The sequence below is a fragment of the Aggregatibacter actinomycetemcomitans DSM 8324 genome (genome assembly GCF_000372365.1).
Classification (GTDB): domain Bacteria; phylum Pseudomonadota; class Gammaproteobacteria; order Enterobacterales; family Pasteurellaceae; genus Aggregatibacter; species Aggregatibacter actinomycetemcomitans.
Genome location: NZ_AQUU01000001.1, coordinates 109895 through 131456, shown reverse-complemented (window position 1 = coordinate 131456; position 21562 = coordinate 109895). Strand labels below are relative to the sequence as shown.

General features: G+C 45.5%; 21 protein-coding genes, 1 tRNA gene and 1 pseudogene. 11 read left to right on the top strand and 12 right to left on the bottom strand.

Annotation, left to right across the window (positions count from 1 at the left end; translation table 11 throughout):
* The first annotated feature begins 89 nt into the window (after positions 1-89).
* Positions 90-1304 (top strand): ATP-binding protein, encoded by a 1215-nt coding sequence (locus A3CS_RS0100680; protein WP_005546745.1) that lies wholly within the window; start codon positions 90-92, stop codon positions 1302-1304.
* Between the two features lie 78 nt (positions 1305-1382).
* On the opposite strand, the gene A3CS_RS0100675 is transcribed toward A3CS_RS0100680, so the two are convergent.
* Positions 1383-2411, bottom strand: a complete 1029-nt coding sequence (locus tag A3CS_RS0100675) for an alcohol dehydrogenase (RefSeq protein ID WP_005546742.1) — start codon at positions 2409-2411, stop codon at positions 1383-1385.
* Positions 2412-2681: 270 nt separating this feature from the next.
* Here A3CS_RS0100675 and rlmKL point away from each other — a divergent pair, with 270 nt between their 5' ends.
* The gene (gene rlmKL / locus A3CS_RS0100670) at positions 2682-4829 is read left to right on the top strand and encodes a bifunctional 23S rRNA (guanine(2069)-N(7))-methyltransferase RlmK/23S rRNA (guanine(2445)-N(2))-methyltransferase RlmL (RefSeq protein WP_019518144.1); all 2148 of its coding nucleotides are present in this window, start codon (positions 2682-2684) and stop codon (positions 4827-4829) included.
* A 96-nt stretch (positions 4830-4925) separates the two neighbouring features.
* Here the strand turns inward: rlmKL and frdD are convergent, their stop codons facing one another.
* The 4 genes from frdD to frdA are packed head-to-tail and all read right to left on the bottom strand — an operon-like array spanning position 4926 to position 8267.
* Positions 4926-5270, bottom strand: a complete 345-nt coding sequence (frdD, locus tag A3CS_RS0100665) for a fumarate reductase subunit FrdD (protein ID WP_005542720.1) — start codon at positions 5268-5270, stop codon at positions 4926-4928.
* Between the two features lie 9 nt (positions 5271-5279).
* The gene (frdC, locus tag A3CS_RS0100660; protein ID WP_005546735.1) at positions 5280-5672 is read right to left on the bottom strand and encodes a fumarate reductase subunit FrdC; all 393 of its coding nucleotides are present in this window, start codon (positions 5670-5672) and stop codon (positions 5280-5282) included.
* A gap of 11 nt (positions 5673-5683) precedes the next feature.
* Complete coding sequence (locus A3CS_RS0100655) at positions 5684-6454, bottom strand: succinate dehydrogenase/fumarate reductase iron-sulfur subunit (protein WP_005546732.1); 771 nt, start codon at positions 6452-6454, stop codon at positions 5684-5686.
* 4 nt (positions 6455-6458) lie between these two features.
* Complete coding sequence (gene frdA, locus A3CS_RS0100650) at positions 6459-8267, bottom strand: fumarate reductase (quinol) flavoprotein subunit (RefSeq protein ID WP_005546730.1); 1809 nt, start codon at positions 8265-8267, stop codon at positions 6459-6461.
* Between the two features lie 307 nt (positions 8268-8574).
* Between frdA and epmA the strand changes: the two genes are divergently transcribed.
* Positions 8575-9546: an elongation factor P--(R)-beta-lysine ligase gene (gene epmA / locus A3CS_RS0100645; protein WP_005546728.1), complete on the top strand. Its 972-nt coding sequence runs from the start codon at positions 8575-8577 to the stop codon at positions 9544-9546.
* A gap of 65 nt (positions 9547-9611) precedes the next feature.
* Here epmA and fecE read toward each other — a convergent pair whose 3' ends face one another.
* From fecE to A3CS_RS0100620, 5 genes are all read right to left on the bottom strand, one after another.
* Positions 9612-10379: a Fe(3+) dicitrate ABC transporter ATP-binding protein FecE gene (fecE, locus tag A3CS_RS0100640; protein WP_005546725.1), complete on the bottom strand. Its 768-nt coding sequence runs from the start codon at positions 10377-10379 to the stop codon at positions 9612-9614.
* Complete coding sequence (fecD, locus tag A3CS_RS0100635; RefSeq protein WP_005546723.1) at positions 10379-11362, bottom strand: Fe(3+) dicitrate ABC transporter permease subunit FecD; 984 nt, start codon at positions 11360-11362, stop codon at positions 10379-10381. The genes fecE and fecD overlap by 1 nt, the downstream gene beginning before the upstream one ends.
* Positions 11362-12351, bottom strand: a complete 990-nt coding sequence (gene fecC, locus A3CS_RS0100630) for an iron-dicitrate ABC transporter permease FecC (RefSeq protein ID WP_005546721.1) — start codon at positions 12349-12351, stop codon at positions 11362-11364. The genes fecD and fecC overlap by 1 nt, the downstream gene beginning before the upstream one ends.
* A complete protein-coding gene (locus A3CS_RS0100625; protein ID WP_005546719.1) occupies positions 12351-13244 on the bottom strand; it encodes a Fe(3+) dicitrate ABC transporter substrate-binding protein FecB in 894 nt (297 codons plus the stop codon). Before A3CS_RS0100625 ends, fecC begins: the two co-directional genes overlap by 1 nt.
* A 69-nt stretch (positions 13245-13313) precedes the next feature.
* Positions 13314-14384 carry a metallophosphoesterase gene (locus tag A3CS_RS0100620; protein ID WP_019518143.1) on the bottom strand — a complete coding sequence of 357 codons (1071 nt, stop codon included), beginning with the start codon at positions 14382-14384 and terminating at the stop codon, positions 13314-13316.
* A 184-nt stretch (positions 14385-14568) separates the two neighbouring features.
* On the opposite strand from A3CS_RS0100620, the gene A3CS_RS0100615 reads away from it, so the two are divergent.
* The 8 genes and pseudogenes from A3CS_RS0100615 (at position 14569) to A3CS_RS0100580 (ending at position 20237) form a co-directional block, all read left to right on the top strand.
* Positions 14569-14898: a YbaB/EbfC family nucleoid-associated protein gene (locus A3CS_RS0100615; RefSeq protein ID WP_005546714.1), complete on the top strand. Its 330-nt coding sequence runs from the start codon at positions 14569-14571 to the stop codon at positions 14896-14898.
* An 84-nt stretch (positions 14899-14982) separates the two neighbouring features.
* Positions 14983-15585, top strand: a complete 603-nt coding sequence (gene recR / locus A3CS_RS0100610; protein WP_005542695.1) for a recombination mediator RecR — start codon at positions 14983-14985, stop codon at positions 15583-15585.
* Positions 15586-15616: 31 nt separating this feature from the next.
* Entirely contained in the window at positions 15617-17554 is a 1938-nt protein-coding gene (locus A3CS_RS0100605) for a DNA topoisomerase III (protein ID WP_005546712.1), read from the top strand.
* 160 nt (positions 17555-17714) lie between these two features.
* Positions 17715-18065, top strand: a complete 351-nt coding sequence (gene secG, locus A3CS_RS0100600) for a preprotein translocase subunit SecG (RefSeq protein ID WP_005546710.1) — start codon at positions 17715-17717, stop codon at positions 18063-18065.
* Between the two features lie 15 nt (positions 18066-18080).
* Positions 18081-18166 (top strand) — tRNA-Leu (locus tag A3CS_RS0100595).
* A 278-nt stretch (positions 18167-18444) separates the two neighbouring features.
* Positions 18445-19128 carry an integrase arm-type DNA-binding domain-containing protein gene (locus A3CS_RS0100590; protein WP_019518142.1) on the top strand — a complete coding sequence of 228 codons (684 nt, stop codon included), beginning with the start codon at positions 18445-18447 and terminating at the stop codon, positions 19126-19128.
* Positions 19046-19290: pseudogene (locus tag A3CS_RS1000000112430) on the top strand (helix-turn-helix domain-containing protein). Before A3CS_RS0100590 ends, A3CS_RS1000000112430 begins: the two are co-directional and overlap by 83 nt.
* Before the next feature lie 692 nt (positions 19291-19982).
* Positions 19983-20237, top strand: a complete 255-nt coding sequence (locus A3CS_RS0100580) for an EexN family lipoprotein (RefSeq protein ID WP_005573779.1) — start codon at positions 19983-19985, stop codon at positions 20235-20237.
* A gap of 255 nt (positions 20238-20492) precedes the next feature.
* On the opposite strand, the gene mtgA is transcribed toward A3CS_RS0100580, so the two are convergent.
* Entirely contained in the window at positions 20493-21266 is a 774-nt protein-coding gene (mtgA, locus tag A3CS_RS0100575) for a monofunctional biosynthetic peptidoglycan transglycosylase (protein WP_005546557.1), read from the bottom strand.
* The gene (gene trpR / locus A3CS_RS0100570) at positions 21244-21552 is read right to left on the bottom strand and encodes a trp operon repressor (RefSeq protein ID WP_005546559.1); all 309 of its coding nucleotides are present in this window, start codon (positions 21550-21552) and stop codon (positions 21244-21246) included. Before trpR ends, mtgA begins: the two co-directional genes overlap by 23 nt.
* Between the last annotated feature and the right edge of the window lie 10 nt (positions 21553-21562).

The window sequence follows — 21562 nt, the reverse complement described above, 5'->3', positions numbered from 1 at the left end:
AAATTAAACTTAAAAATTCACAGTTTCCCTTGTTTAAATTAGTTTAATTTAATATGCTGTATTGAGTTAAACTAATTTTGAGAGTGAATATGTACCTTTCCCGCCAAATCCAACCTTTAGTAAGTCGTCTACTTAAGCAATTTCCGGCAGTTCTTGTCACCGGTGCGAGACAGGTCGGTAAATCGACGTTGTTAAAGCATATCGCAAAAGATTACGCTTATTTGACCTTCGACGATCCTCTGCTGCTGGAACAAGCCAAACAAGAACCGCGTTTATTCTTTTTAAATCACGCAGGTAATGTGATTTTAGACGAAGTGCAGTATGCACAAGAATTGTTTTCTTTATTAAAGCTTGAAATCGATAAACAGCAAAAAAATGGGATGTTTTTGCTTTCCGGTTCACAGGCCTTTGAGCTTATGCAAAATGTCAGTGAAACACTGGCGGGCAGAATCGCTATTCTCAAACTACAAGGATTATCGCTACGTGAAATATTAAACGTTGAGTTTTACCTGCCTTTTATTCCCAGTAGGGATTATTTAGCGAGCAGAGAGAAAATGCTGAAATCGCCTGAAAATATCTGGCAAATTATTCATAAAGGCGATATGCCGCGTTTATATCAGCAGGAAACAGATTGGGAAATTTACTATTCTTCCTACGTTTCCACTTACATTGAAAGGGATGTGCGCCAGCTCACCAATATTACCAATACAACGGATTTTACCCGCTTTATGGTGGCGTTGGCGTCCCGCAGTGGAGAGTTATTGAACTACAGTAATGTGGCACAGGAAGTTGGCGTCTCTAACGAAACGATTAAACGCTGGACGGCGATTTTACAGACCTCAGGCATTATTTATTTGTTACAGCCTTATAGTAATAATCATCTGAAACGCACCATTAAAACCCCGAAGATTTATTTTCTGAACACCGGTCTCATGGCATATTTAACCAAATGGCTTACACCGGAGACCATTTCTAAAGGTGCAAAGAGCGGTCAATTTTTTGAGAGTTTTGTGGTGAGTGAAATTATAAAATCTTTCACGAATAACGGCATTGAACCACCACTTTATTTTTATCGTAATACCAATCAGAAGGAAATTGATTTGATTATTGAATACGATCGCACGATTTATCCCATTGAAATCAAAACGACTGCTAACCCGAATAAAAAAATGGCAAAAAGTTTTGCGTTGTTAAATTCGCTTGGGAAAGAATCTACTATCGGGCTGGGGGTGATTATTAATCAGTATCCGAATAAGCATTATTTGGCAGAGAATCTGGTGGCGTTACCTGTTAGGTATTTATAATCATCCTAAAAAACTGACTTTCGTCAGGTTTGCTTCGTTTTTAGTCCATTGCCGACCAGGCACCGATAATAAGGTGTTTTATGGTGTAGTCTTATTTTGATTGACGTTTAACACAATTCGAAACCGTGCTTTGCCTGATTTCAATCGCGCAATAGCTTCATTTGCTTTTGTGAGCGGAAAGATTTCTACCTGCGGTTTTACGCCTGAAAGTACACTAAATTTGAGCGTGCATTCTGCGTCAAATGGCGTACCTGTTAACGAACCTTGGATCCTTTGTTCTTTGCCTACTATACGGTTGAGCGGCAGTGCTAAAGGCTCGCCGCTTGCGCCCAACAGCAACAATTTTCCTCTTGCTTTTAAGCTTTTTGCCACATCGCCGATGGTTTCGGCGTCGGTTATAGTGCTAAGGATTAAATCTGCACCGCCCAATTCACGTAAAAAATCCACCGCACTTTGTTTTGCTAAATTAACGTAATGATGTGCACCAAGCGAGGTCATTTTTTCGGATAAGTCTTGCCGCCCGATAGATACCACTTCAAAGCCCATTTTTTGCGCGTATTGGACCGCCAAATGGCCTAAGCCTCCTGTGCCAAGCACTGCCACTGTGTCGCCGGCTTTGGTATCGCTGTTACGTAGTGCATTAAAAGTTGCTAAGCCGGCACAAAGTAATGGAGCCGCGTCAGTGCTATTCAGGCTTTCGGGTATGGCAACCAAACCTGTTTGGTTCACGATCATCAGCTCGGCATAACCGCCATCACGGCTTGCGCCTATGTAGCTTTGGTGCGCACAATGCACAAATTGTCCCGCACGGCATGCATCGCACTCATGACAATGTCCGCCAAGCCGACCTACACCAACCCGTTGTCCTACCTGCCAGCGCTTTGAAACAGCTTCACCTTTAGCCAGGAGCCACCCGACCACTTCATGCCCGATAACGCGTGGGGTTTGTAAGTTATGTTTGATATCGCCCAAATCTGCCCCGCACACGCCACAGGCTTCTACTTGAATCAATACTTGATGAGCGGTGGGCAATACGGTTTGCTTTTCGGTTAGTACTAAATCTCCTTGTGGCGTGGTTTGCATAGCTAAATAAGTTTTGGGAATCATAGCTTTTCCTCGTAAAAGTGAGTAAGTTTTTTAATGATTAAGTTTATTTTAAGGATAAAAAGTTGATATTTTCAATAGGTTTAAAATTAATGTAAAAATTCCCCTTACCTATTTCGCTTTATTTAATATGTACAAATCCGGATTTTCTTAAAAGTGCGGTCAGTTTTCACGATGAATTTAAAATATCCGCAAAATCCACCGCACTTCAACCTATTTAACGGCTAAAACTGCTATAATTCCGCCAATTTTTTCTACATATTTGAGACCGGTATGAAACAACTTTTTGCCACCACAGCCCGTGGATTTGAAGAACTTTTGAAATCTGAATTAACCGACCTAGGCGCGCGCGATGCGAAAGTGACGCAGGGCGGCGTGCATTATTGGGCGGATGATGAAACCCTGTATCGCACCTTGCTTTGGAGCCGTTTGAGTTCGCGCATTTTATTGCCTATCGTGCAAGCCAAAGTGTTCAGTGATTTGGATTTATATTCTGCGGTGGTGGGCGTGAACTGGCTGGATTATTTCGATGAAAAAGTCCATTTTTTCGTGGATTTTAACGGCACGAACCAAGAAATTCGCCACACCCAATTCGGCGCTATGCGTGTGAAAGACGGCATTGTGGATTATTTTGAACGTCATGGACGTGCGCGCCCGAACGTCGATAAAGAACAGCCAGATATTCGTATTCATGCTTATCTGAACCGTGATGAGGTGGTGCTTTCTCTGGATTTAAGCGGCGATGCACTACATATGCGCGGTTATCGTGAGGACACCGGCAAAGCGCCGTTGCGTGAAACTTTGGCGGCGGCGATTGTGATGCGTTCCGGTTGGCAGCAAGGCACGCCGTTGGTGGACCCCATGTGCGGTTCCGGCACCTTGCTGATTGAAGCGGCGCAAATGGAAGCGAAAATTGCACCGCAGTTATATCGCTTACATTGGGGCTTTGATTTCTGGCGGGGGCATAATCAGGCGGTGTGGGAAAAGGTGAAAGAAGAGGCTTTAGCCTTGGTGGACGCGGAAAAACAACGGGAAAATCCACTGCACTTTTATGGCTTCGATTTGGATCATCGAGTGCTGCAAAAAGCCAAACAAAATGCCAAAAGTGCCGGTGTGGCACATTTAATGCAATGGCAACAGGGCGATGTGGCGGCGCTTAAAAATCCAAGCCCAAACACCACGGGCACAGTGATTTGTAACCCGCCGTACGGCGAACGATTGGGCACAACGCCTGCATTGATTGCCTTGTATTCCGTGTTCGGGCAACGATTAAAACAACAATTCGCCGGTTGGAACGCGTCCGTTTTCAGTGGCGAACCGAGCCTGTTGGATTGTTTACGTTTGCGTTCCCATCGTCAGTTCAAAGCGAAAAACGGACCTTTGGATTGTGTGCAGAAAAACTACCAACTCGCTGAACGGGCAGCGCAAAGTGCGGTGGAAAACGCTGCCGAATTTGACCGCACTTCTGCCGCTTCTGCTCATGTCGCACCGGGTTTTGCCAATCGACTGCAGAAAAATATCAAGAAAATCGAAAAATGGGCGAAACAGCAGGGGTTGGATGCCTATCGTTTATATGACGCGGATTTGCCGGAATATAATTTGGCGGTGGATCGTTATGCCGATCATATTGTGGTGCAGGAATATGCCGCACCGAAAAATATTGATGAAAACAAAGCCCGCCAGCGTTTGTTGGATGCCGTGAATGCCACGTTAAACGTCACGGGCGTGGAGACCAATAAATTGATTTTGAAAGTGCGCCAGAAACAAAAAGGCACCAATCAATATGAAAAATTGGCGAATAAAGGCGAGTATTTTTATGTGAATGAATATGGCGCAAAATTGTGGGTGAACCTGACGGATTATTTGGATACGGGCTTGTTTTTGGATCACCGCCTGACCCGAAAAATGTTGGGTGAAATGGCGCAGGGCAAGGATTTTCTGAATCTGTTTGCTTACACCGGTTCCGCCACCGTTCACGCAGCACTTGGCGGGGCGAAATCCACCACTACGGTAGATATGTCAAATACCTATATTAACTGGGCGGAACAAAATTTATTGCTCAATGACATTGAAGGCAAGCAGCACAAACTCATTCAAGCGGATTGTCTGCAATGGCTGGAAAAATGCGATCGTCAATTTGATTTGATTTTTGTTGATCCACCGACATTTTCTAATTCCAAACGTATGGAAGACAGCTGGGATGTGCAACGGGATCACATTAAGTTAATGACGAATTTAAAACGCATTCTGCGCCCGAACGGCACCATCGTGTTTTCCAACAATAAACGCGGGTTCAAAATGGATTTTGTCGGTTTGGAAGCGTTGGGATTAAGTGCGGTGGAAATTTCCCGCAAAACATTGCCGTTGGATTTTGAGCGCAATAAGCAGATTCATAATTGTTGGGTGGTGCAGGCGAAATAGAAAACGCGCAAAAAAGAGACCGCACTTTTTGGTAAAACAATGATGACAGACATAAAAAACGCCCCGCATTGAGAGCGTTTTTTGTTGCTATTTGGGTTAGATATTGCACACAGCGAATAACACGATAATGCTATAAAGTGTTGCCAAACCGTAGAAGATGAATCCGCCGGCTGGGACGTGAACTTTAATGTCGTGCATTCCGTGGTGGACGCGGTGTAAGCCAGCCCACATCGGGAAGATGGTGAGCACGAGGATAACTAATTTGCCGAACCAATGGTGCGCGAAGGCAATGATGTTATCCGGGCTGACTAAGCCGAAAGGCAATAATAAACCGATGATCAGAATGAGTACCGGGAAAGCTAGACCGCTAACCATGCCACCCGCACTGAACATTAACCATACAGGCGGTTCGTTTGAACGTTTTGGATTTTGATTAACCATGTCTCCTCCCTAGATAAATACAAGTACTAAAGCCAATACGGTGACGGCGACGAATAATCCGCGTAACGCGTTTTTGATTAATGTCGGCGGTAATCCGGTGCTGCCGGACATAACTTCACCGGTCATGTCAAATAATGTCACGGCGTGCAACAATAATGCAGCAAGTGAAATAATGTTGAGAATCACTACAATCGGATTTTGCAGGAATGGAATGAAGCTTGCGATAAAACCGTCCGCTTTACCCAAACAAATCACACCGTAAAGCAACACCAGGCTGAACCAGACGGTCGGTAGTGCGGTGGCTTCACGCACCATATAGAATTTGTAGAAATCCCAACTTTTCCACCAAGTCGGGGTGATTTCACGGACGTATTTTTTACGTTTAGTTACGGTTGTTGTCATAATCTCTCCCCTTATGCTTTCGGTTTAAGCATGGAAATCAGATAGTCTTTCGCACTTTCTAATTTACCTTGGTTAATGGCGGTTGCCGGGCCTACGTGTTTCGGACAAACTTCGGAACAGGCACCGACGAAGGTACAGGACCAAACGCCGTTTTCGCCGTTCATGATTTTCATCCGTTCCGCTTGACCGTGGTCACGGTTATCTAAGTTATAACGGTGTGCCAAGGTTAACGCGGCAGGACCGACGAATTCAGGATTTAAACCGAATTGCGGGCAAGCGGCATAGCATAAGCCACAGTTGATACACATGGAGAATTGACGGTATTTTTCCAATTGTGCCGGTGTTTGTTTGGTACGGCTTTTTGCCAATTCTTTTGACGGATGCGGTTTGCCGTCTAATTCCGGCATTTTGTTGCCGATAATGTAAGGCTTGATGGCTTCCAGACTTTCGATGAAATGGCTTAGGTCAACCACTAAGTCACGTTCAATCGGGAAGTTGGCGAGCGGCTCGATACGCATATGACCGCTGTAGTCGCGCAGGAAGGTTTTACACGCCAGTTTCGGAATGTTGTTGACCATCATCCCGCAAGAACCGCAAATCGCCATACGGCAAGACCAGCGATAGGAAAGTTCTGGTTCCAATTTATCTTTAATGTAACCTAAGGCATCAAGCAACGAGGTTTGGCTGTCGAAAGGTACTTGGTAAGTTTTTAAGTGCGGCTCTTTATCGACTTCAGAATTGTAACGTAGAATCTCAACGTTCATGATTGGTTGTTCGGCCATGTTATTACTCCTTACCCGCTTGAGCTTGTTCTTTCGCCTTCGCTGCCGCTTCTGCAGCTTCTGCTTCCGCGCCGTAAACACGTTTTGCCGGTTGTGATTTGGTGATTTTCACCGGGCTGTATTCGATACGCGGTGCGCCGTTTTCGTTATAAAACGCTAAGGTATGTTTTAAGTAGTTCACATCATCACGTTCGGTGTAATCCAAGCGTTGGTGCGCGCCACGGGATTCTTTACGTTCAATAGCGGAATTGGCGATAGATTGTGCCACATCCAGGATATAACCTAATTCCACGGTGTAGAGCACGTTTGTGTTGAACACGCTGGAACGATCGGTAATACGAATATGTTTGTAACGTTCTTTGAGTTCGGCGATTTTATCCACCGCTTGTTGCATACTTTCTTGGGTACGATAAATACCGCAACCTTCTTCCATGGCTTGACCCATTTCATCACGAATATCGGACCAGGATTCGGTACCTTCTTGATCGTATAATGCGTTCAAACGATTAACAATGTCTTGTGCTTGCGCATCTACTGCCGCTTGGTTGGCAGGAGTAGTTTCAACGGCGCGTTGTGCGGCGTATTTACCGGCGACGCGACCTAATACCACTAATTCAGCCAAGGAGTTGGAGCCTAAACGGTTGGCACCGTGTAAGCCGGAAGAGGCACATTCGCCCACAGCAAATAAGCCTTTAATGCGGGTTTCGCTGTTGAAGTCAACTTCGATACCGCCCATAGTGTAGTGTACAACAGGACGTACCGGAATCGGCGCTTGTGCCGGATCCACACCTTCATAAGCTTTCGCCAATTCGCAAATGAACGGTAAACGCTCGTGTAAGTATTTTTCACCGAGATGGCGTAAATCCAAATGCACCACATCAACGCCTTTCGCGGTTTTTAACGTGTTGCCTTTACGCCATTCTTGCCAGAAAGCTTGGGAAACTTTATCGCGCGGACCTAATTCCATGTATTTGTTTTCCGGTTTGCCGATTGGGGTTTCCGGTCCCAAACCGTAATCTTGTAAGTAGCGGTAGCCGTCTTTATTGACCAAAATACCGCCTTCACCACGACAACCTTCGGTCATTAAGATGCCGGTGTTCGGTAAGCCGGTCGGGTGATATTGGACGAATTCCATGTCGCGCAGAGGAACGCCGTGACGATATGCCATGGATAAGCCGTCACCGGTCACGATACCGCCGTTGGTATTGAAACGGAATGCACGGCAACCACCGCCGGTTGCGATAACCACCGCATTGGCATTGATTTGTACCAAGGTGCCTTCCATCATGTTCATGGCAACCATACCGCGGGCATGAACGTCATCTACTAAAATATCCAACACGAAGTGTTCATCGAAACGGATGATTTGCGGGAATTGAATGGAGGTTTGGAATAAGGTGTGAAGCAAATGGAAACCGGTTTTATCGGCGGCGAACCAAGTACGTTCGATTTTCATTCCACCGAAACGACGCACGTTCACATCACCATCGGTTTTACGACTCCAAGGGCAGCCCCAACGTTCAAGCTGAGTCATTTCCACCGGGGAATGTTCAACGAAATATTCCACCACATCTTGTTCACATAACCAGTCACCACCGGCAACGGTATCATGGAAGTGTTTGTCGTAGGAATCTTCTTCTTTAATGACTGCCGCAGCACCACCTTCAGCCGCAACAGTATGACTGCGCATTGGATAAACTTTTGATATTAAAGCAATTTTAAGATTTGGATTAGCTTGAGCTGCAGCAATCGCCGCACGTAAACCACCACCACCTGCGCCAACAATGGCGATATCGACGTTAACAGTTTGCACGATATTCCTCCAAGTAAAGGGATAGTAATAAAAAATACCAAATAACTTTGGACCGTTAGGGTAGCGTCATTTTGCCACTATTTGGGGGGATTAAAATCTTTTTTCTCACTTTTGTTATACTTTCGTGATCTAACTCAAAAAAGTTAGAAAGAAGAGTGAGTTGTTCGTTTTTTATTCTTAAATATTGTGCAAAAATACACGGTGAGAGTAAAAAGTGCGGTCGATTCTCAAGGTGTTTTTGCATTTGTGCCGACTTGCTTTAGAATGAACCGATAATTTCCCCCCACCAAAATGAAAGGCCATTTTTATGTTGGAACAGGAACAATGGCAGCCCACGGCATCCATTAAAAATTTACTTGCCCGCGCCAAATTCATGGCGGAAATTCGTCGATTTTTCACCGATCGTGGTTTATTGGAAGTGGAAACACCGGTGTTAAGCGAATTTGGTGTGACAGATGTTCACCTTGCTACCTTTAGCACGGAATTCATTTCCCCTTTCGGCGAGCAATCTAAAAAATTGTGGCTTTCCACCAGCCCGGAATATCACATGAAACGTTTGTTGGCGGCGGGCAGCGGTCCGATTTTTCAAATCGGCAAAGTGTTTCGTAACGAAGAAGCAGGCAATCGTCACAATCCGGAATTTACCATGCTGGAATGGTATCGCCCGCATTTCGATATGTACCGTTTAATCAATGAAGTGGATGATTTGTTGCAGCAGATTCTGGAATGCCCACCGGCGGAGAGCATGAGTTATCAGTTCGCTTTTCAGCAATATGTGGGCTTGGATCCTTTATCGGCGGAACATGAAGAATTGGTGGAAAAAGCCAAAAAATATCAACTGATGAACGCCGAAGAAGAAAATCGCGACACTTTGTTACAATTCCTTTTCAGCGCCGTGGTGGAAGCGCAAATCGGGCAGGAAAGCCCCGTGGTGGTGTATCATTTCCCGGCAAGTCAGGCGGCGTTGGCACAAATCAGTTCGGAAGATTTACGGGTGGCCGAACGTTTCGAGTTTTACTATAAAGGCTTGGAGCTTGCCAATGGTTTTCATGAACTGTCCGACGCGCGCGAACAATTAAGACGTTTTGAACAGGATAATCACCAGCGGGAAAAAATGGGCTTGCCGCCACAAACGATTGATACCCGTTTGTTATCCGCTTTGCAAGCTGGCATTCCGAACTGTTCCGGTGTGGCGCTTGGCGTGGATCGTCTGTTGATGATTGCCATGGGTGCGGAAAGCATTAAAGAAGTGATTTCTTTCGCCATTGATAATGCCTAGTAATACGCAGGCGATAAAAGTACGGTGAAAAAATAATGTGTTTTTCGGCCGCACTTTTGGCTCACTTATTTCAAAATAAACATCGGTGTTTGGCTGACCGGATCGCGATGAATCTCCACATCCAGGTCAAACACGGTTTTCAAAAGTTCTTCCGACATCACTTCATCCGGCGTGCCTTTCGCCATCAGGTTGCCGTCTTTTAGCACGACCAAATAATCGCAGTAACGACAGGCTTGGTTTAAATCATGCAGTACGGTGATCACGGTTTTGCCGTTTTGTTGCATTTGGCGCATCATGCCCATGAGTTCCGCTTGGCGGTTTAAATCGAGATAAGTGGTGGGTTCATCTAACAAAACCAATTCCGCATCCTGCGCCAATGTCATGGCTAAGAATACCCGTTGTTGCTGACCGCCGGATAAATCGGAGACTAATCTGTTCGCCAACTCTGTGGTGTGGGTTTGTTCCATTGACCAGGTTACCAACGCTTCATCTTTATCGTTCAATTTGCCCCATAAATTTAAATAAGGCGAACGACCGTAGGCGATCAGCTCGCGCACTTTAATGCCCTCCGGCACTAAATGTTGTTGCGGCAGGAAAGACAGGGCTTTGGCGTATTCTTTCGGGGTGCTTTGCCAAATATCTTTGCCATGATGTGTAATCTTGCCGGTACGCGGTTTTAGCAGGCGGGCAATGGCTTTCAGGGTGGTGGATTTGCCGCAACCGTTCGGTCCGATTAAGGCAATCACTTGGTTATGCGGAAAGTCCAACGACAAATCCTGCACGATGATTTTATTTTGATAACCCAATTGTAAGTTGTTGATAACAATACTCATTATTTGGTTCTCATCAATAAATAGAAGAAGTAAGGGGCGCCGATAATGGCGGTCAGAATGCCTGCCGGCAACTCGGTCGGCGGATCGATGACGCGCGCTAAAATATCGGAAATTTGTAGCAATAACGCTCCGATTAACAATGCCGCAGGCAGTAAAGTGCGGTGTCGTCCGCCCACCAATTTGCGTGCCAAATGCGGTGCGACCAAACCTAAAAAGGCGATAGGGCCGCAAATGGCGACAGCGGTGGTGGAGAGCGCTACTGCCAGCACTAAGACGAAAATCTGAGTTTTGTTGACGTGAATGCCCAAGGTGGCGGCTTTATTTTCGCCCAAGCCCAAGGTGTCGAGATCGCGGCAAAAAATGAACGGTAGGGGCAGCAGAAGGAATAGCCAAGGCAACACCACATTCGCGTAGGTCCAGCTTCTTCCCCATAAACTGCCTGTCAGCCAGAGCATTGCCGTGTTGATTTCTACAGGATTGGTGAGCATCACATAATGGTTGATCGCCGCCCACAAGGCGGAAATCGCCACTCCGATGATCGCCATTCTGATCGGACGGAAATTAAAGCCGCAAATCACCCATAACAAGATGAAAGACAATATGCCGCCGATAAACGCAAAGAATGGAATCCAGTAAAAGGCGAGGTTCGGCAAAAAGATTAATATGGCGATGGCAACCAGCCCCGCCGCGTTATTAATGCCCAGAATATCCGGTGACGCTAACGGATTACGCACCACACTTTGCACCAACACCCCGGAAATGGCTAATGTACCGCCGATAAAAATTGCCAGCAACGCACGGGGCAGGCGGTATTCAATCAGCGTGAAATGGTTTTTATCGTCGGAATTAAACGCCGCGACAATTTCCGAAAAGGAGAGGGTATAAGTGCCTAAGCGAAGACTTAAAATAAATAAGGCAATAACGGCGACCACGGCAAACGGGTAAAAACCGAGAGAAAGCAATTTATGATAGGCATTTTTCATCAGCGTCTTCCTCTGGCAAATAACACGAATACCGGTGCGCCGATGAGTGCCAATACCGCGCCGGCAGGCACTTCGTTTGGAAAATTGACCGCTCTTGCCATGGTGTCTGCGATGAGCATTAACATGGCGCCAAGCAACATGGACATGGGGAGGGATTTGCGTAAATCGTAACCGATCCAATAACGCGCCAAATGGGGAATCAGCAGTCCGATAAACGCCACCGGACCGGCAACGCTGACGGCGGAACCGACGATGAGTAATGCCATAATATTGGCATACCAACGTAAGCGGAAAAGGTTGATTCCCAAAGAACGGGCGGATTCATCGCTGAGATTGAGCAGGTTTAACTTGCTGGCGAAGAAGAGACAAAATAACGCACTTGATAGTAAGAAAGGCCAAATGATATGCCATTCTTTCCAGCGTGCGTGAGAAATTCCGCCGGCAAGCCAACTCATGACGCCGAAGGCGTTATCATCGGCGACGATTAAGAGTAATTTCGTGGCGGCGGCGCAGAGTAAGGAAACGGCGATACCGGCAAGAATGACGCGACTGCGATCGCCGCTATTGTCGTGCCAGGCATTGCTGATAAGCATCACGGTAAGCCAGCTGATGCCGCCCCCGATGCTTGCGATTAAAGCAATGCTGTAACCGGATAGCAGCGAAGGGCTGAGGACGCTGGCGATGACCATTGCCAATCCGGCGCCTGAGTTGACGCTTAACAGGGAAGGGGAGGCTAATGGGTTGCGGGTGACGGTTTGCAATAATGCGCCGGCGACCGCTAAATTTGCTCCAAGGGCGATTGCCACCAAAGCACGCGGAAAGCGTAAACCCACCACGGTAATTTTCGCCAGATCATCCCCGTCGGGTAAAAAGGCGTTTAAGGCATCTAACGGAGCAATGGCGATGGGGTAATACAAAAACAGGCTTCCCCATAACAGGAAAGCCAGTAAGATAATGGGCAAGCCCCAACGAACGGTGGTGCTTAACATTATTTTTGCTGCACAAATTGCTCAACTTGCTTCGCCATAATTTCACTGGCCGCCATACCGCGTCCGCGCGCCCACATATCGGCATCAACGCTGAGCACCTGTTTGGCTTTTACCGCCGGAATTGCCTGCCACAAAGGCTCGCTTTCCCATTTGCGGGCGATACTTTCCTGACGATAGTGTGCAATGAACAAATAATCCGGTTTTTCCATGACCAATTGTTCCAGGTTGATTTCCACGAAGGCTTGCGTGCTGTTTGGTAATTTCGGCGTTTCAAAACCGAGTACGCCTAAGAAGCTGGCGACATAGCCGTTGTCGTTTTGTAGGTTGAATTTATCTTCGCGGGACGTGCCGAATACGCCTTTTTGTCCTTTCACATTAATGGATTTGGCAATGTTATCGATGTATTGGTTATGTTTGTTGATTTGCAGTTTCATTTCGCCGCCTTTGCCCAAGACATCACCAATTTTCTGCGCGGTTTCCAGGTTTTCCTGATAGCTTTCATGGCGGGAATCAAACATCATGGTCGGGGCGATTTTTTTCAGTTCGCCATACACGGCGGTGTGGCGGGAAGGATCGGCGATGATTAAATCGGGTTTTAACGCCGCGATGGCTTCAAGGCTCGGTTGCGAGCGGGTACCGACGGATTGCCAAGGTTTAATTTTGTCGCGTACTTCTTTCAAAATCCGCTCTTTGTTGTTGTCATCGGCAACCCCGACAGGACTAACGCCCACTTGTGCCAACGCATCCACAAAGGAATATTCCAACGCCACAATACGGGTTGGTGTTTGATCAATAGTAAATTCGCCTTTTGCATCGGTAACCGTTACTGCGCCGGCGTGAGTTGAACCAATAAAGAGAAGTGAAGCGAAAGTCGCTTTTAAAAAGTTTTTCATTTCCGAGTCCTAATGTTAAAAAAACCGCTCAGATTATACACAGAAACTCGGAATTGAGAATAGTTCTTTTTAACCTCCGACCACGTCGATAATCATCACTTCTGATTGTGAACCTAAACGCATCGGCACGCCCCAAAAGCCATAACCGGAGGTGACGAAGAAGTGTACACCGTTAATTTGTTCGTAACCGTAACTTAAACGGTAAATGAATTTGACAATCAGATTCGCCGGGAAAATTTGTCCGTTGTGGGCGTGCCCGGAGAGTTGAATATCAATAGGCAGCTTGGCGTGCTGTTCAATTTCCGATGGGCGATGATCTAACAGGATAATCGGCAGATTAGTATCTACGCCTTTCAATAATTGTTCCGTAGAAGGGCGGTTGGTCACCAAATCATCGTTGCGCCCGATTAATACGAAGCGATTATCCACCACCAGGCTTTCATCCATCAGTGGAATAATGCCGGCTTTCCGAATTTCCCGCTCAATGCGCGCCTGATCGCCGAAAAAATCATGATTGCCAAGGGTGGCATAGACGCCGAGCGGCGCTTTCAGTTTGGCTAAGTGCGGTTGCATTTTCTCCGCTAAATAAGCATTGACGTTATCGTCCATAATGTCGCCCGGCAGCAGAATAATATCCACTTTTTCCCGTTGCATAATGTCTGCAAGTTTATCCAGTTGTTTCCCGCCGAAAAACTTGCCTAAATGGGTGTCGCTTGCCATGCCGATCCGCAACGGCTTCATCGATTTGTCCAAATGCACCTGATAATGGCGCACTACCGGTGTGTAAGCGTTATATAAACCGACAGTAATAAAACTCAAAAAAAGGATTGGATAAAGCCATTTTAAAGAATGACGCCATTTTTTGCGCAATGAATAGAGAAAACCGACGATCAAACTGCTGAACGTTGAAAAGAGCAAAAGGGTTAAAATCAAGGCGGTGACACGAAAACTTTCCGTGTAAAGACGTAATGGCGCACTTAATACGAGCGCATTTAGTCCAAGAAATAGCACAATAGTCAGTGTGCGGCGTGTTTTGCCGTTAAGGTTAAATATCCAGTTAAGTGTTTGGCTAAAACCAAATAGCATAAATTGCAGTGCCAGCATAGCGGCTAGCATGGTGATGTAATATCGGGTTTCCATGATTTTTCCTGTTTACAGTGGCTAAAAAATGCGGTGGTTTTTTTCAGTAAATTTAAGGGCGGATAATAATATGAATGGTGGTATGAGGCAATGTAACGGTAAAATTGATCGTTTCCAAGCGGCAAATTTTTCGCTAAAATGCGTACACTTTTTTACTCAACTTTTTAATAACGGAAGAAAATTTATGTTCGGAAAAGGCGGATTGGGCAATTTAATGAAACAAGCCCAACAAATGCAAGATCGTATGCAAAAAATGCAGGAAGAAATTGCGCAACTGGAAGTGACCGGCGAATCAGGCGCGGGCTTAGTGAAAATCACCATCAACGGCGCCCACAACTGCCGTCGTGTAGAAATCGATCCTTCTTTAATGGAAGACGATAAAGAAATGTTGGAAGACTTAATCGCCGCGGCATTTAACGATGCGGTGCGTCGTGCCGAAGAGTTACAAAAAGAAAAAATGGCGTCAGTCACCGCCGGTATGTCTTTACCGCCGGGCTTCAAAATGCCGTTTTAAAAAACGTCCTAAAAAACGACCGCACTTTTTCTTCATTAACGGCAAAGTGCGGTTTATTTTTTCAGCAAATCCATCGGGAACCTTATGCAAACCAGCCCCTTGTTAGAAAATCTGATCGAAAGTTTACGCGTATTGCCGGGCGTCGGTCCGAAATCCGCGCAACGTATGGCGTATCATTTATTGCAACGCAATCGCAGCGGCGGAATGCGCTTGGCGCAAGGGCTGACGGAAGCGATGTCGAAAATCGGGCATTGTGAACATTGCCGCACTTTTACGGAAGAAGATGTGTGCAACATTTGTAGTAATCCACGCCGTCAAAATTCGGGCTTGCTTTGCGTGGTGGAAACGCCGGCGGATATTCTTGCTATTGAGCAAACAGGGCAGTTTTCCGGGCGTTATTTCGTGCTGATGGGGCATTTGTCGCCGCTGGACGGTATCGGCCCGCGCGAAATCGGCTTGGATTTGTTGCAAAAACGCCTGCAAACGGAATCTTTCAATGAAGTGATTTTAGCCACTAACCCGACGGTAGAAGGCGACGCCACAGCAAACTACATTGCGGAACTTTGCCTACAACAAAACGTCAAAGTCAGCCGTATTGCCCACGGCATTCCGGTGGGTGGCGAATTGGAAATGGTGGACGGCACCACGCTGACCCATTCCTTCTTAGGTCGCCGTGAAATCGGCTAACTCCTCTTTTCGTTTCCTCCCGTTTCTTGTTATGCGACTTTTTATAGCGGAAAAACCCAGTCTCGGACGCGCCATCGCCGATGTGTTGCCGAAACCGCATCAGCGCGGTGACGGTTTTATTAAATGCGGCGAGAACGACTGTGTCACTTGGTGCGTGGGGCATTTGCTGGAACAGGCGGAACCTGATGCGTACGACGCGCGTTTCAAACAATGGCGGCTGGAAGATTTGCCCATCGTGCCGCAAAAATGGCAACTCATTCCGAAAAAAGAAACCCACAAACAGCTGAAAACCGTTGAAAAATTAGTGCAGCAAGCGGATGTCTTGGTCAACGCCGGCGACCCCGATCGCGAAGGGCAGTTGTTGGTGGACGAAGTGTTCAGTTATCTCAACCTGTCGGCGGAAAAACGCAATGCCATTCAACGCTGTTTAATCAGCGATTTGAACCCAAGTGCGGTAGAAAAAGCCATCAAAAAATTGCAGCCGAATCGTGATTTTGTCCCGCTTGCTACTTCTGCCTTAGCCCGCGCCCGTGCCGATTGGTTATACGGCATTAACATGACCCGCGCCTATACTATTCACGGTCGGCAGGCGGGCTACGACGGCGTGCTTTCCGTCGGGCGCGTACAAACACCGGTGCTTGGTTTAATCGTGCGCCGTGATTTGGAAATCGAACATTTTCAGCCGAAAGATTTTTTTGAAGTGCTGGCTTGGGTGCGGGATCCGAAAGGTGAAAAAACACCTGAAAAACCGACCGCACTTTTTTCCGCGTTATGGCAACCGAGCAAAGCCTGCGAAGATTATCAGGACGATGACGGACGCGTGTTATCCCGCGCGCTGACGGAAAATGTGGTAAAACGCATTGCCGACCAACCGGCGGAAGTCACCGATTACACGGACAAACGAGAGAAAGAAACGGCGCCTTTGCCTTATTCGTTATCCGCCCTGCAAATTGATGCCGCCAAGCGTTTTGGGATGTCGGCGCAGGAGGTGCTGGACACGTGTCAGCGCTTGTATGAAACCTACAAATTGATTACTTATCCCCGTTCCGATTGTCGCTATTTACCACAAGAGCATTTTGCCGACCGAATGGCGGTGATGAATGCGATTTCCAGTCATTTATCCCAATTTCAGCCGTTGCCGGAAATCATCGATCCCGAGCAGAAAAATCGTTGCTGGAACGATAAAAAAGTGGAGGCGCACCACGCCATTATTCCCACGGCAAAAAATCGCCCGGTAGGTTTGACTTCGGCAGAACAAAATGTGTATTTTCTGATTGCCCGCCAATACCTCATGCAATTTTGTCCTGATGCGGAATACCGCAAATGTAAAATCACCTTAAATATCGCCGGCGGAACCTTTGTGGCGCAGGCGCGCAATTTGCAAATTGCCGGCTGGAAGCAACTTTGGGGCAAAGAGGACAGCGACGATGAACAGCAGGACGCGCTGCTGCCCGTGGTAAAAAAAGGGCAAATACTGCATTGCGAAAAGGGCGAGATTGTCAGTAAAAAAACGCAGCCGCCGAAACCCTTCACCGACGCGACTTTGCTTTCCGCCATGACAGGCATTGCCCGCTTCGTGCAGGATAAAGAATTGAAAAAAATCCTACGTGAAACCGACGGCTTGGGCACTGAAGCCACCCGTGCGGGCATCATCGAGTTGTTGTTTAAACGCGGTTTTCTGTATAAAAAAGGACGCAATATTCACAGCACCGAAGCAGGGAGGATTCTGATTAACGCCTTGCCTGATGTGGCAACCCAGCCCGATATGACCGCACATTGGGAATCCCAGTTGGACGGTATTAGCCGCAAACAGGCGAGTTATCAGCAATTTATGGAAAACCTGACGCAACTTTTGCCGGAATTGTTGCATTACATTAATTTTTCCGCCTTGCGTGAGTTAAGTCGGCATAATTCGGGTGTCAAAAAGCAGGGCATTAAAAAGAAAACATCGAGAATCACGAAAAGTTAACGGGAACGGAAAAGTGCGGTGGTTTTTAGCGGTGTTTTTTCTGATCGAATTTGCGCTAAACCGCCTAAAAATGCACAAAATGACTTGCGAAACGACAAGATATCCGTTAATATCTGCGCCGTTATTTTTCATTAAAATTTGCTAAATCAGAGAAGATAAAATGTACTCAGCTTTGTTAATCATTTATTTGGTCGTTTCCATTGCCCTTATCGCGTTTATCCTGTTACAACAAGGTAAAGGCGCAGATGCAGGCGCATCTTTCGGTGGTGGCGCGTCCGGTACGGTTTTCGGTTCCGCCGGTGCAGGTAACTTCCTGTCCCGAACCACAGCGATTTTAGCAACTATCTTCTTTATTATCAGTATCGTTATCGGCAACATCAATTCGCACAGAAACAACGTAAAACAAGGCGCATTTGACGATTTATCCGGCACAGCGGAACAAATTCAGCAGCAACAGCAACAACAAGCACCAGCTGCATTAGACACAAAAAACAACGATATTCCTCAATAAAATTTATCAAATTAAGCTCTGGTGGTGGAATTGGTAGACACGCTATCTTGAGGGGGTAGTGACCGTAGGTCGTGCGAGTTCAAGTCTCGCCCAGAGCACCAATTTTGAAAAGATCGCAATTTTGCGGTCTTTTTTTGTTGTATTTTTTCTTACACCTTCTTGCACTCACTCCTTGCTATTACAGGCTTTATTTAAATTTCTATCTTGTCTGGTTTTATTTCTTTTTACGTTTTCTTACGTTTACAACCGCTTATTTTAGTTATATGCTTAGTTATATGTTTTGAGTTTCTGAAAATGGGTATAGCTAAAATTTGATGAAAGCTTGTCCAAAAAGGGCTTATTCAAATTTGCCGATATAATAGGAAAATAGGGGCTTGAATTGGCACGTTTAACCAAACCGCTTACAAATACCGAAGTTAACAATGCTAAACCAAAGGCGAAGGAGTACACCCTATCAGACGGGAACGGTCTTTATTTGTTGGTGAAACCAAACGGCTCAAAGTTATGGCGGTTTAACTATTACAAACCATTCACACAGCCGAAGAAAAGGGCATTAATTGGCGTTGGTAAATTCCCTGATATTTCATTGCAACAAGCGAGGGAAATAAGAGAAAAATATTTATCCTTACTTGCTCAAAATATCGATCCGCAACAGCACAAAATAAGAACGGAACAAGCGGAACAGACGCGCTTATTGAGCACCTTCAGGGCAGTGGCTGAACATTGGAAGGAAAGCAAAGCGAGCAATATTAAGGCTTTAACCTTAAAGAAATATTGGGCGATTGTTGAGCATTATCTATTGCCTGTGTTGGCAGATTATCCTGTTAGTGATATTACTCCGGCAACGGCGAAGATAGCGCTGGAAATCCCTTATAGACAAGATAAGGCGGAAATGTACCGAAAATCAGTAAAGTTACTTAATGCCATTTTAAATCATGCGGTTTATTTCCACCACCAGCACCGGCGAACAACGCCGCTTCATGATCGAGCGTTTAAGAGAGCGCCCGCACAGCACAAACGAATTGCGACAAATGGGAATTTATTACCCACCCTCACGGATTAAGGAGCTGCGCAATCAAGGTTATTTGATTGATACGTTCTACCGAGAGGAAACCGACAGCACGGGCTTAACTCACCGCGTAAACGGTGGTGGAAAGTTATTTAATGAATTAGCCAAGGGCACCAATTTAACCCAAGAACAGACCGCACTTTTGAAGGCGTTTAATCAGGTGAACGGCTATCTAATCTATAAGTTTTCAGAAGTGGCAGAGCAAATAGACCAGCTCAATATTGAGCGCGTTGAAGAGCAAAAAACGACGGATAGCAAAATGAATTAATCCACCAACAAGACAGGGCGAGACAATCGCCCTTTTTTGTTTGCCTGTGGGTAGCACCCCCAACAGGGGTTGTAAATCCCTAAGCTACTCCGAGCCAAGGACCGCCCCACTAACTCAATTTTTACACCCGCGAAATTAAGATTTCAGATGACAGATAAAAATTCACCTATTAAGAAAGAGAGTAAAAAGGTACTCCCGAGGCGATACCCCAAGCCACGGGGTCAGACGCGCGCGGTTTCCAACAAATTTTCACATTCTTAGCCATCATCATCTTTTCATGGTTGTCACTTGCATGGGGTTAACTTATAAATTGCCGGATCTATTTTTATAGAGTTCGAAAATTCCCTGGCAAGAATCTATTGTTCAATGATTAAGCAAAATAGGGTATGACTTTTTGATTTAGTTATACGTTTAGTTATACGGTAAAGATTTTTAAAAATCTAACTTTAGTAACGATATGGATTGATTTGACTTAGTTCAAGTCTCGCCCAGGCACCAATTTATAAAAGATCTCGGTTTTGCGGTCTTTTTTATTGATTTTCTACATGTTATCTCACTATTTTAAATTAAGGAGTTTTCTATGAAAAAATTATCTGTTTCTCTTATTTTGGCCGGTTCTTTGCTTGCTTTGGCTGGTTGTGAAGAAAAGAATATGACAATTTATGATTATCTTCAGAACGAAGAACTGTTAAATAAAACATTAAATGAATGTATTAGTGGAGCTTTAAATGATGAACACAAATGTCAGACGGTAAAGGGTGCTTATGCTAATATAGATAGTTTTAAAAATGGCTCATTAAGTGAAGAACATCTAAAAATGCTTGGTAAAAAATAAGCCAAATAATGTTTTTACTCGAATTGATACCTTTCTGAATGAATTTTTAACGGGTATTACAGGGCATATTCAGAAATTGTTATCGTTGGGGTGGGATTATTCGATAGTTTACTTGAAACCACTTCTGACTTTTCAGATGTTGTTGGAAGAATTGGAAAGTAGAACTGCCTATAGTAACACTAAGTTGTATTGGTTTTAAATTAATGGTGATTCCAATTTTAAGTCATTTATTTTAGATTTTAAAATAAATGAGAATTAATTGATATTTTCTAAGTAAGATTTTCCCAGTTGATTCATTTGGCGTTGAATCCAAATTTGTCTGCGTTTGGTATAGAGTCCGGGCGCATCGACTTTGTAAATAATCGGGTTGGGCAACACAGCGGCTAAAAGTGCGGCTTCATTTTGCGATAAATTTTTTGCCGACTTTTTGAAATAAAAACGGCTTGCTGCTTCCACACCATAAATGCCATTCCCGAATTCGGCAATATTTAAATACACTTCTAAAATGCGTTTTTTTGACCACAAGGTTTCCAGCATCAAGGTCGTCGGCACTTCAATGGCTTTACGTAACCAGCTTTGCCCATGCCATAAATAAAGGTTTTTGGCTGTTTGTTGGGAAATGCTGGAGGCGCCGCGAATTCGTGTGCTTTTTTGATTATGTGAAAAAGCACTTTTTATGGCGCTGAAATCAAAACCGTAATGTTCGGGAAAATTCTGATCCTCGGCAGCAATGACGGCAAGCTGCATTTGCCAGGAGATTTCATCTAAGCTGACCCAATCGTAGCGCGTTTCATAGCCAAAATCGCCGGAGAATAAATGCGCCGCTTTCTGTTGCAGCATATAGGTGGAGTAGGGGATGGGAATGAAGCGAAAGGCGAAGGTAATCACCGCCATCGCCAGCAAAAAACGACATAAAAAACGCACCGCACTTTTGGTGGAGAACTTCCTGAAAAAAGTAAATCTGCGCAACTTCAGGTTACGCAGATTTAGCCATTCCAAAGGGGATTTAGTGATTTTTTTCTTGCTCATTGAGTTGTGTTTTTATCCAGTCAACGAAAGCGGGATCCATGGTTTTTAGCATATTGGATCCCCGTGTGATGGTTGCCGCGCTGGTGTTCAGATTTTGCTGAATTTCCCGTTGCGGCAAATTTTTATTGAGTAACCGGGCGACAATTTGGAGCCGAAGCCCCAGCGCGTCGCGCTCATCCGGCGTTAGTAATAAGGTTAATACATCCTGTGCTTTGCCTTGTTCAAATGCGGTTTGCAGTATATTAAGAAAGGCGTTCCATTGTTCTAAGTTGCGACTAATGTACATATTAACAATC

Bases quoted from the DNA above. Each gene is read 5' to 3' on its own strand.
- A3CS_RS0100620 (WP_019518143.1), bottom strand. From the start codon at position 14,384: ATGGAAACCCGATATTACATCACCATGCTAGCCGCTATGCTGGCACTG.
- secG (WP_005546710.1), top strand. From the start codon at position 17,715: ATGTACTCAGCTTTGTTAATCATTTATTTGGTCGTTTCCATTGCCCTT.
- A3CS_RS0100675 (WP_005546742.1), bottom strand. From the start codon at position 2,411: ATGATTCCCAAAACTTATTTAGCTATGCAAACCACGCCACAAGGAGAT.
- fecE (WP_005546725.1), bottom strand. From the start codon at position 10,379: ATGAGTATTGTTATCAACAACTTACAATTGGGTTATCAAAATAAAATC.
- A3CS_RS0100680 (WP_005546745.1), top strand. From the start codon at position 90: ATGTACCTTTCCCGCCAAATCCAACCTTTAGTAAGTCGTCTACTTAAG.
- frdC (WP_005546735.1), bottom strand. From the start codon at position 5,672: ATGACAACAACCGTAACTAAACGTAAAAAATACGTCCGTGAAATCACC.
- A3CS_RS0100625 (WP_005546719.1), bottom strand. From the start codon at position 13,244: ATGAAAAACTTTTTAAAAGCGACTTTCGCTTCACTTCTCTTTATTGGT.
- rlmKL (WP_019518144.1), top strand. From the start codon at position 2,682: ATGAAACAACTTTTTGCCACCACAGCCCGTGGATTTGAAGAACTTTTG.
- mtgA (WP_005546557.1), bottom strand. From the start codon at position 21,266: ATGAGCAAGAAAAAAATCACTAAATCCCCTTTGGAATGGCTAAATCTG.
- frdD (WP_005542720.1), bottom strand. From the start codon at position 5,270: ATGGTTAATCAAAATCCAAAACGTTCAAACGAACCGCCTGTATGGTTA.
- A3CS_RS0100615 (WP_005546714.1), top strand. From the start codon at position 14,569: ATGTTCGGAAAAGGCGGATTGGGCAATTTAATGAAACAAGCCCAACAA.
- recR (WP_005542695.1), top strand. From the start codon at position 14,983: ATGCAAACCAGCCCCTTGTTAGAAAATCTGATCGAAAGTTTACGCGTA.
- A3CS_RS0100605 (WP_005546712.1), top strand. From the start codon at position 15,617: ATGCGACTTTTTATAGCGGAAAAACCCAGTCTCGGACGCGCCATCGCC.
- fecD (WP_005546723.1), bottom strand. From the start codon at position 11,362: ATGAAAAATGCCTATCATAAATTGCTTTCTCTCGGTTTTTACCCGTTT.
- epmA (WP_005546728.1), top strand. From the start codon at position 8,575: ATGTTGGAACAGGAACAATGGCAGCCCACGGCATCCATTAAAAATTTA.
- A3CS_RS0100655 (WP_005546732.1), bottom strand. From the start codon at position 6,454: ATGGCCGAACAACCAATCATGAACGTTGAGATTCTACGTTACAATTCT.
- trpR (WP_005546559.1), bottom strand. From the start codon at position 21,552: ATGTACATTAGTCGCAACTTAGAACAATGGAACGCCTTTCTTAATATA.
- fecC (WP_005546721.1), bottom strand. From the start codon at position 12,351: ATGTTAAGCACCACCGTTCGTTGGGGCTTGCCCATTATCTTACTGGCT.
- A3CS_RS0100580 (WP_005573779.1), top strand. From the start codon at position 19,983: ATGAAAAAATTATCTGTTTCTCTTATTTTGGCCGGTTCTTTGCTTGCT.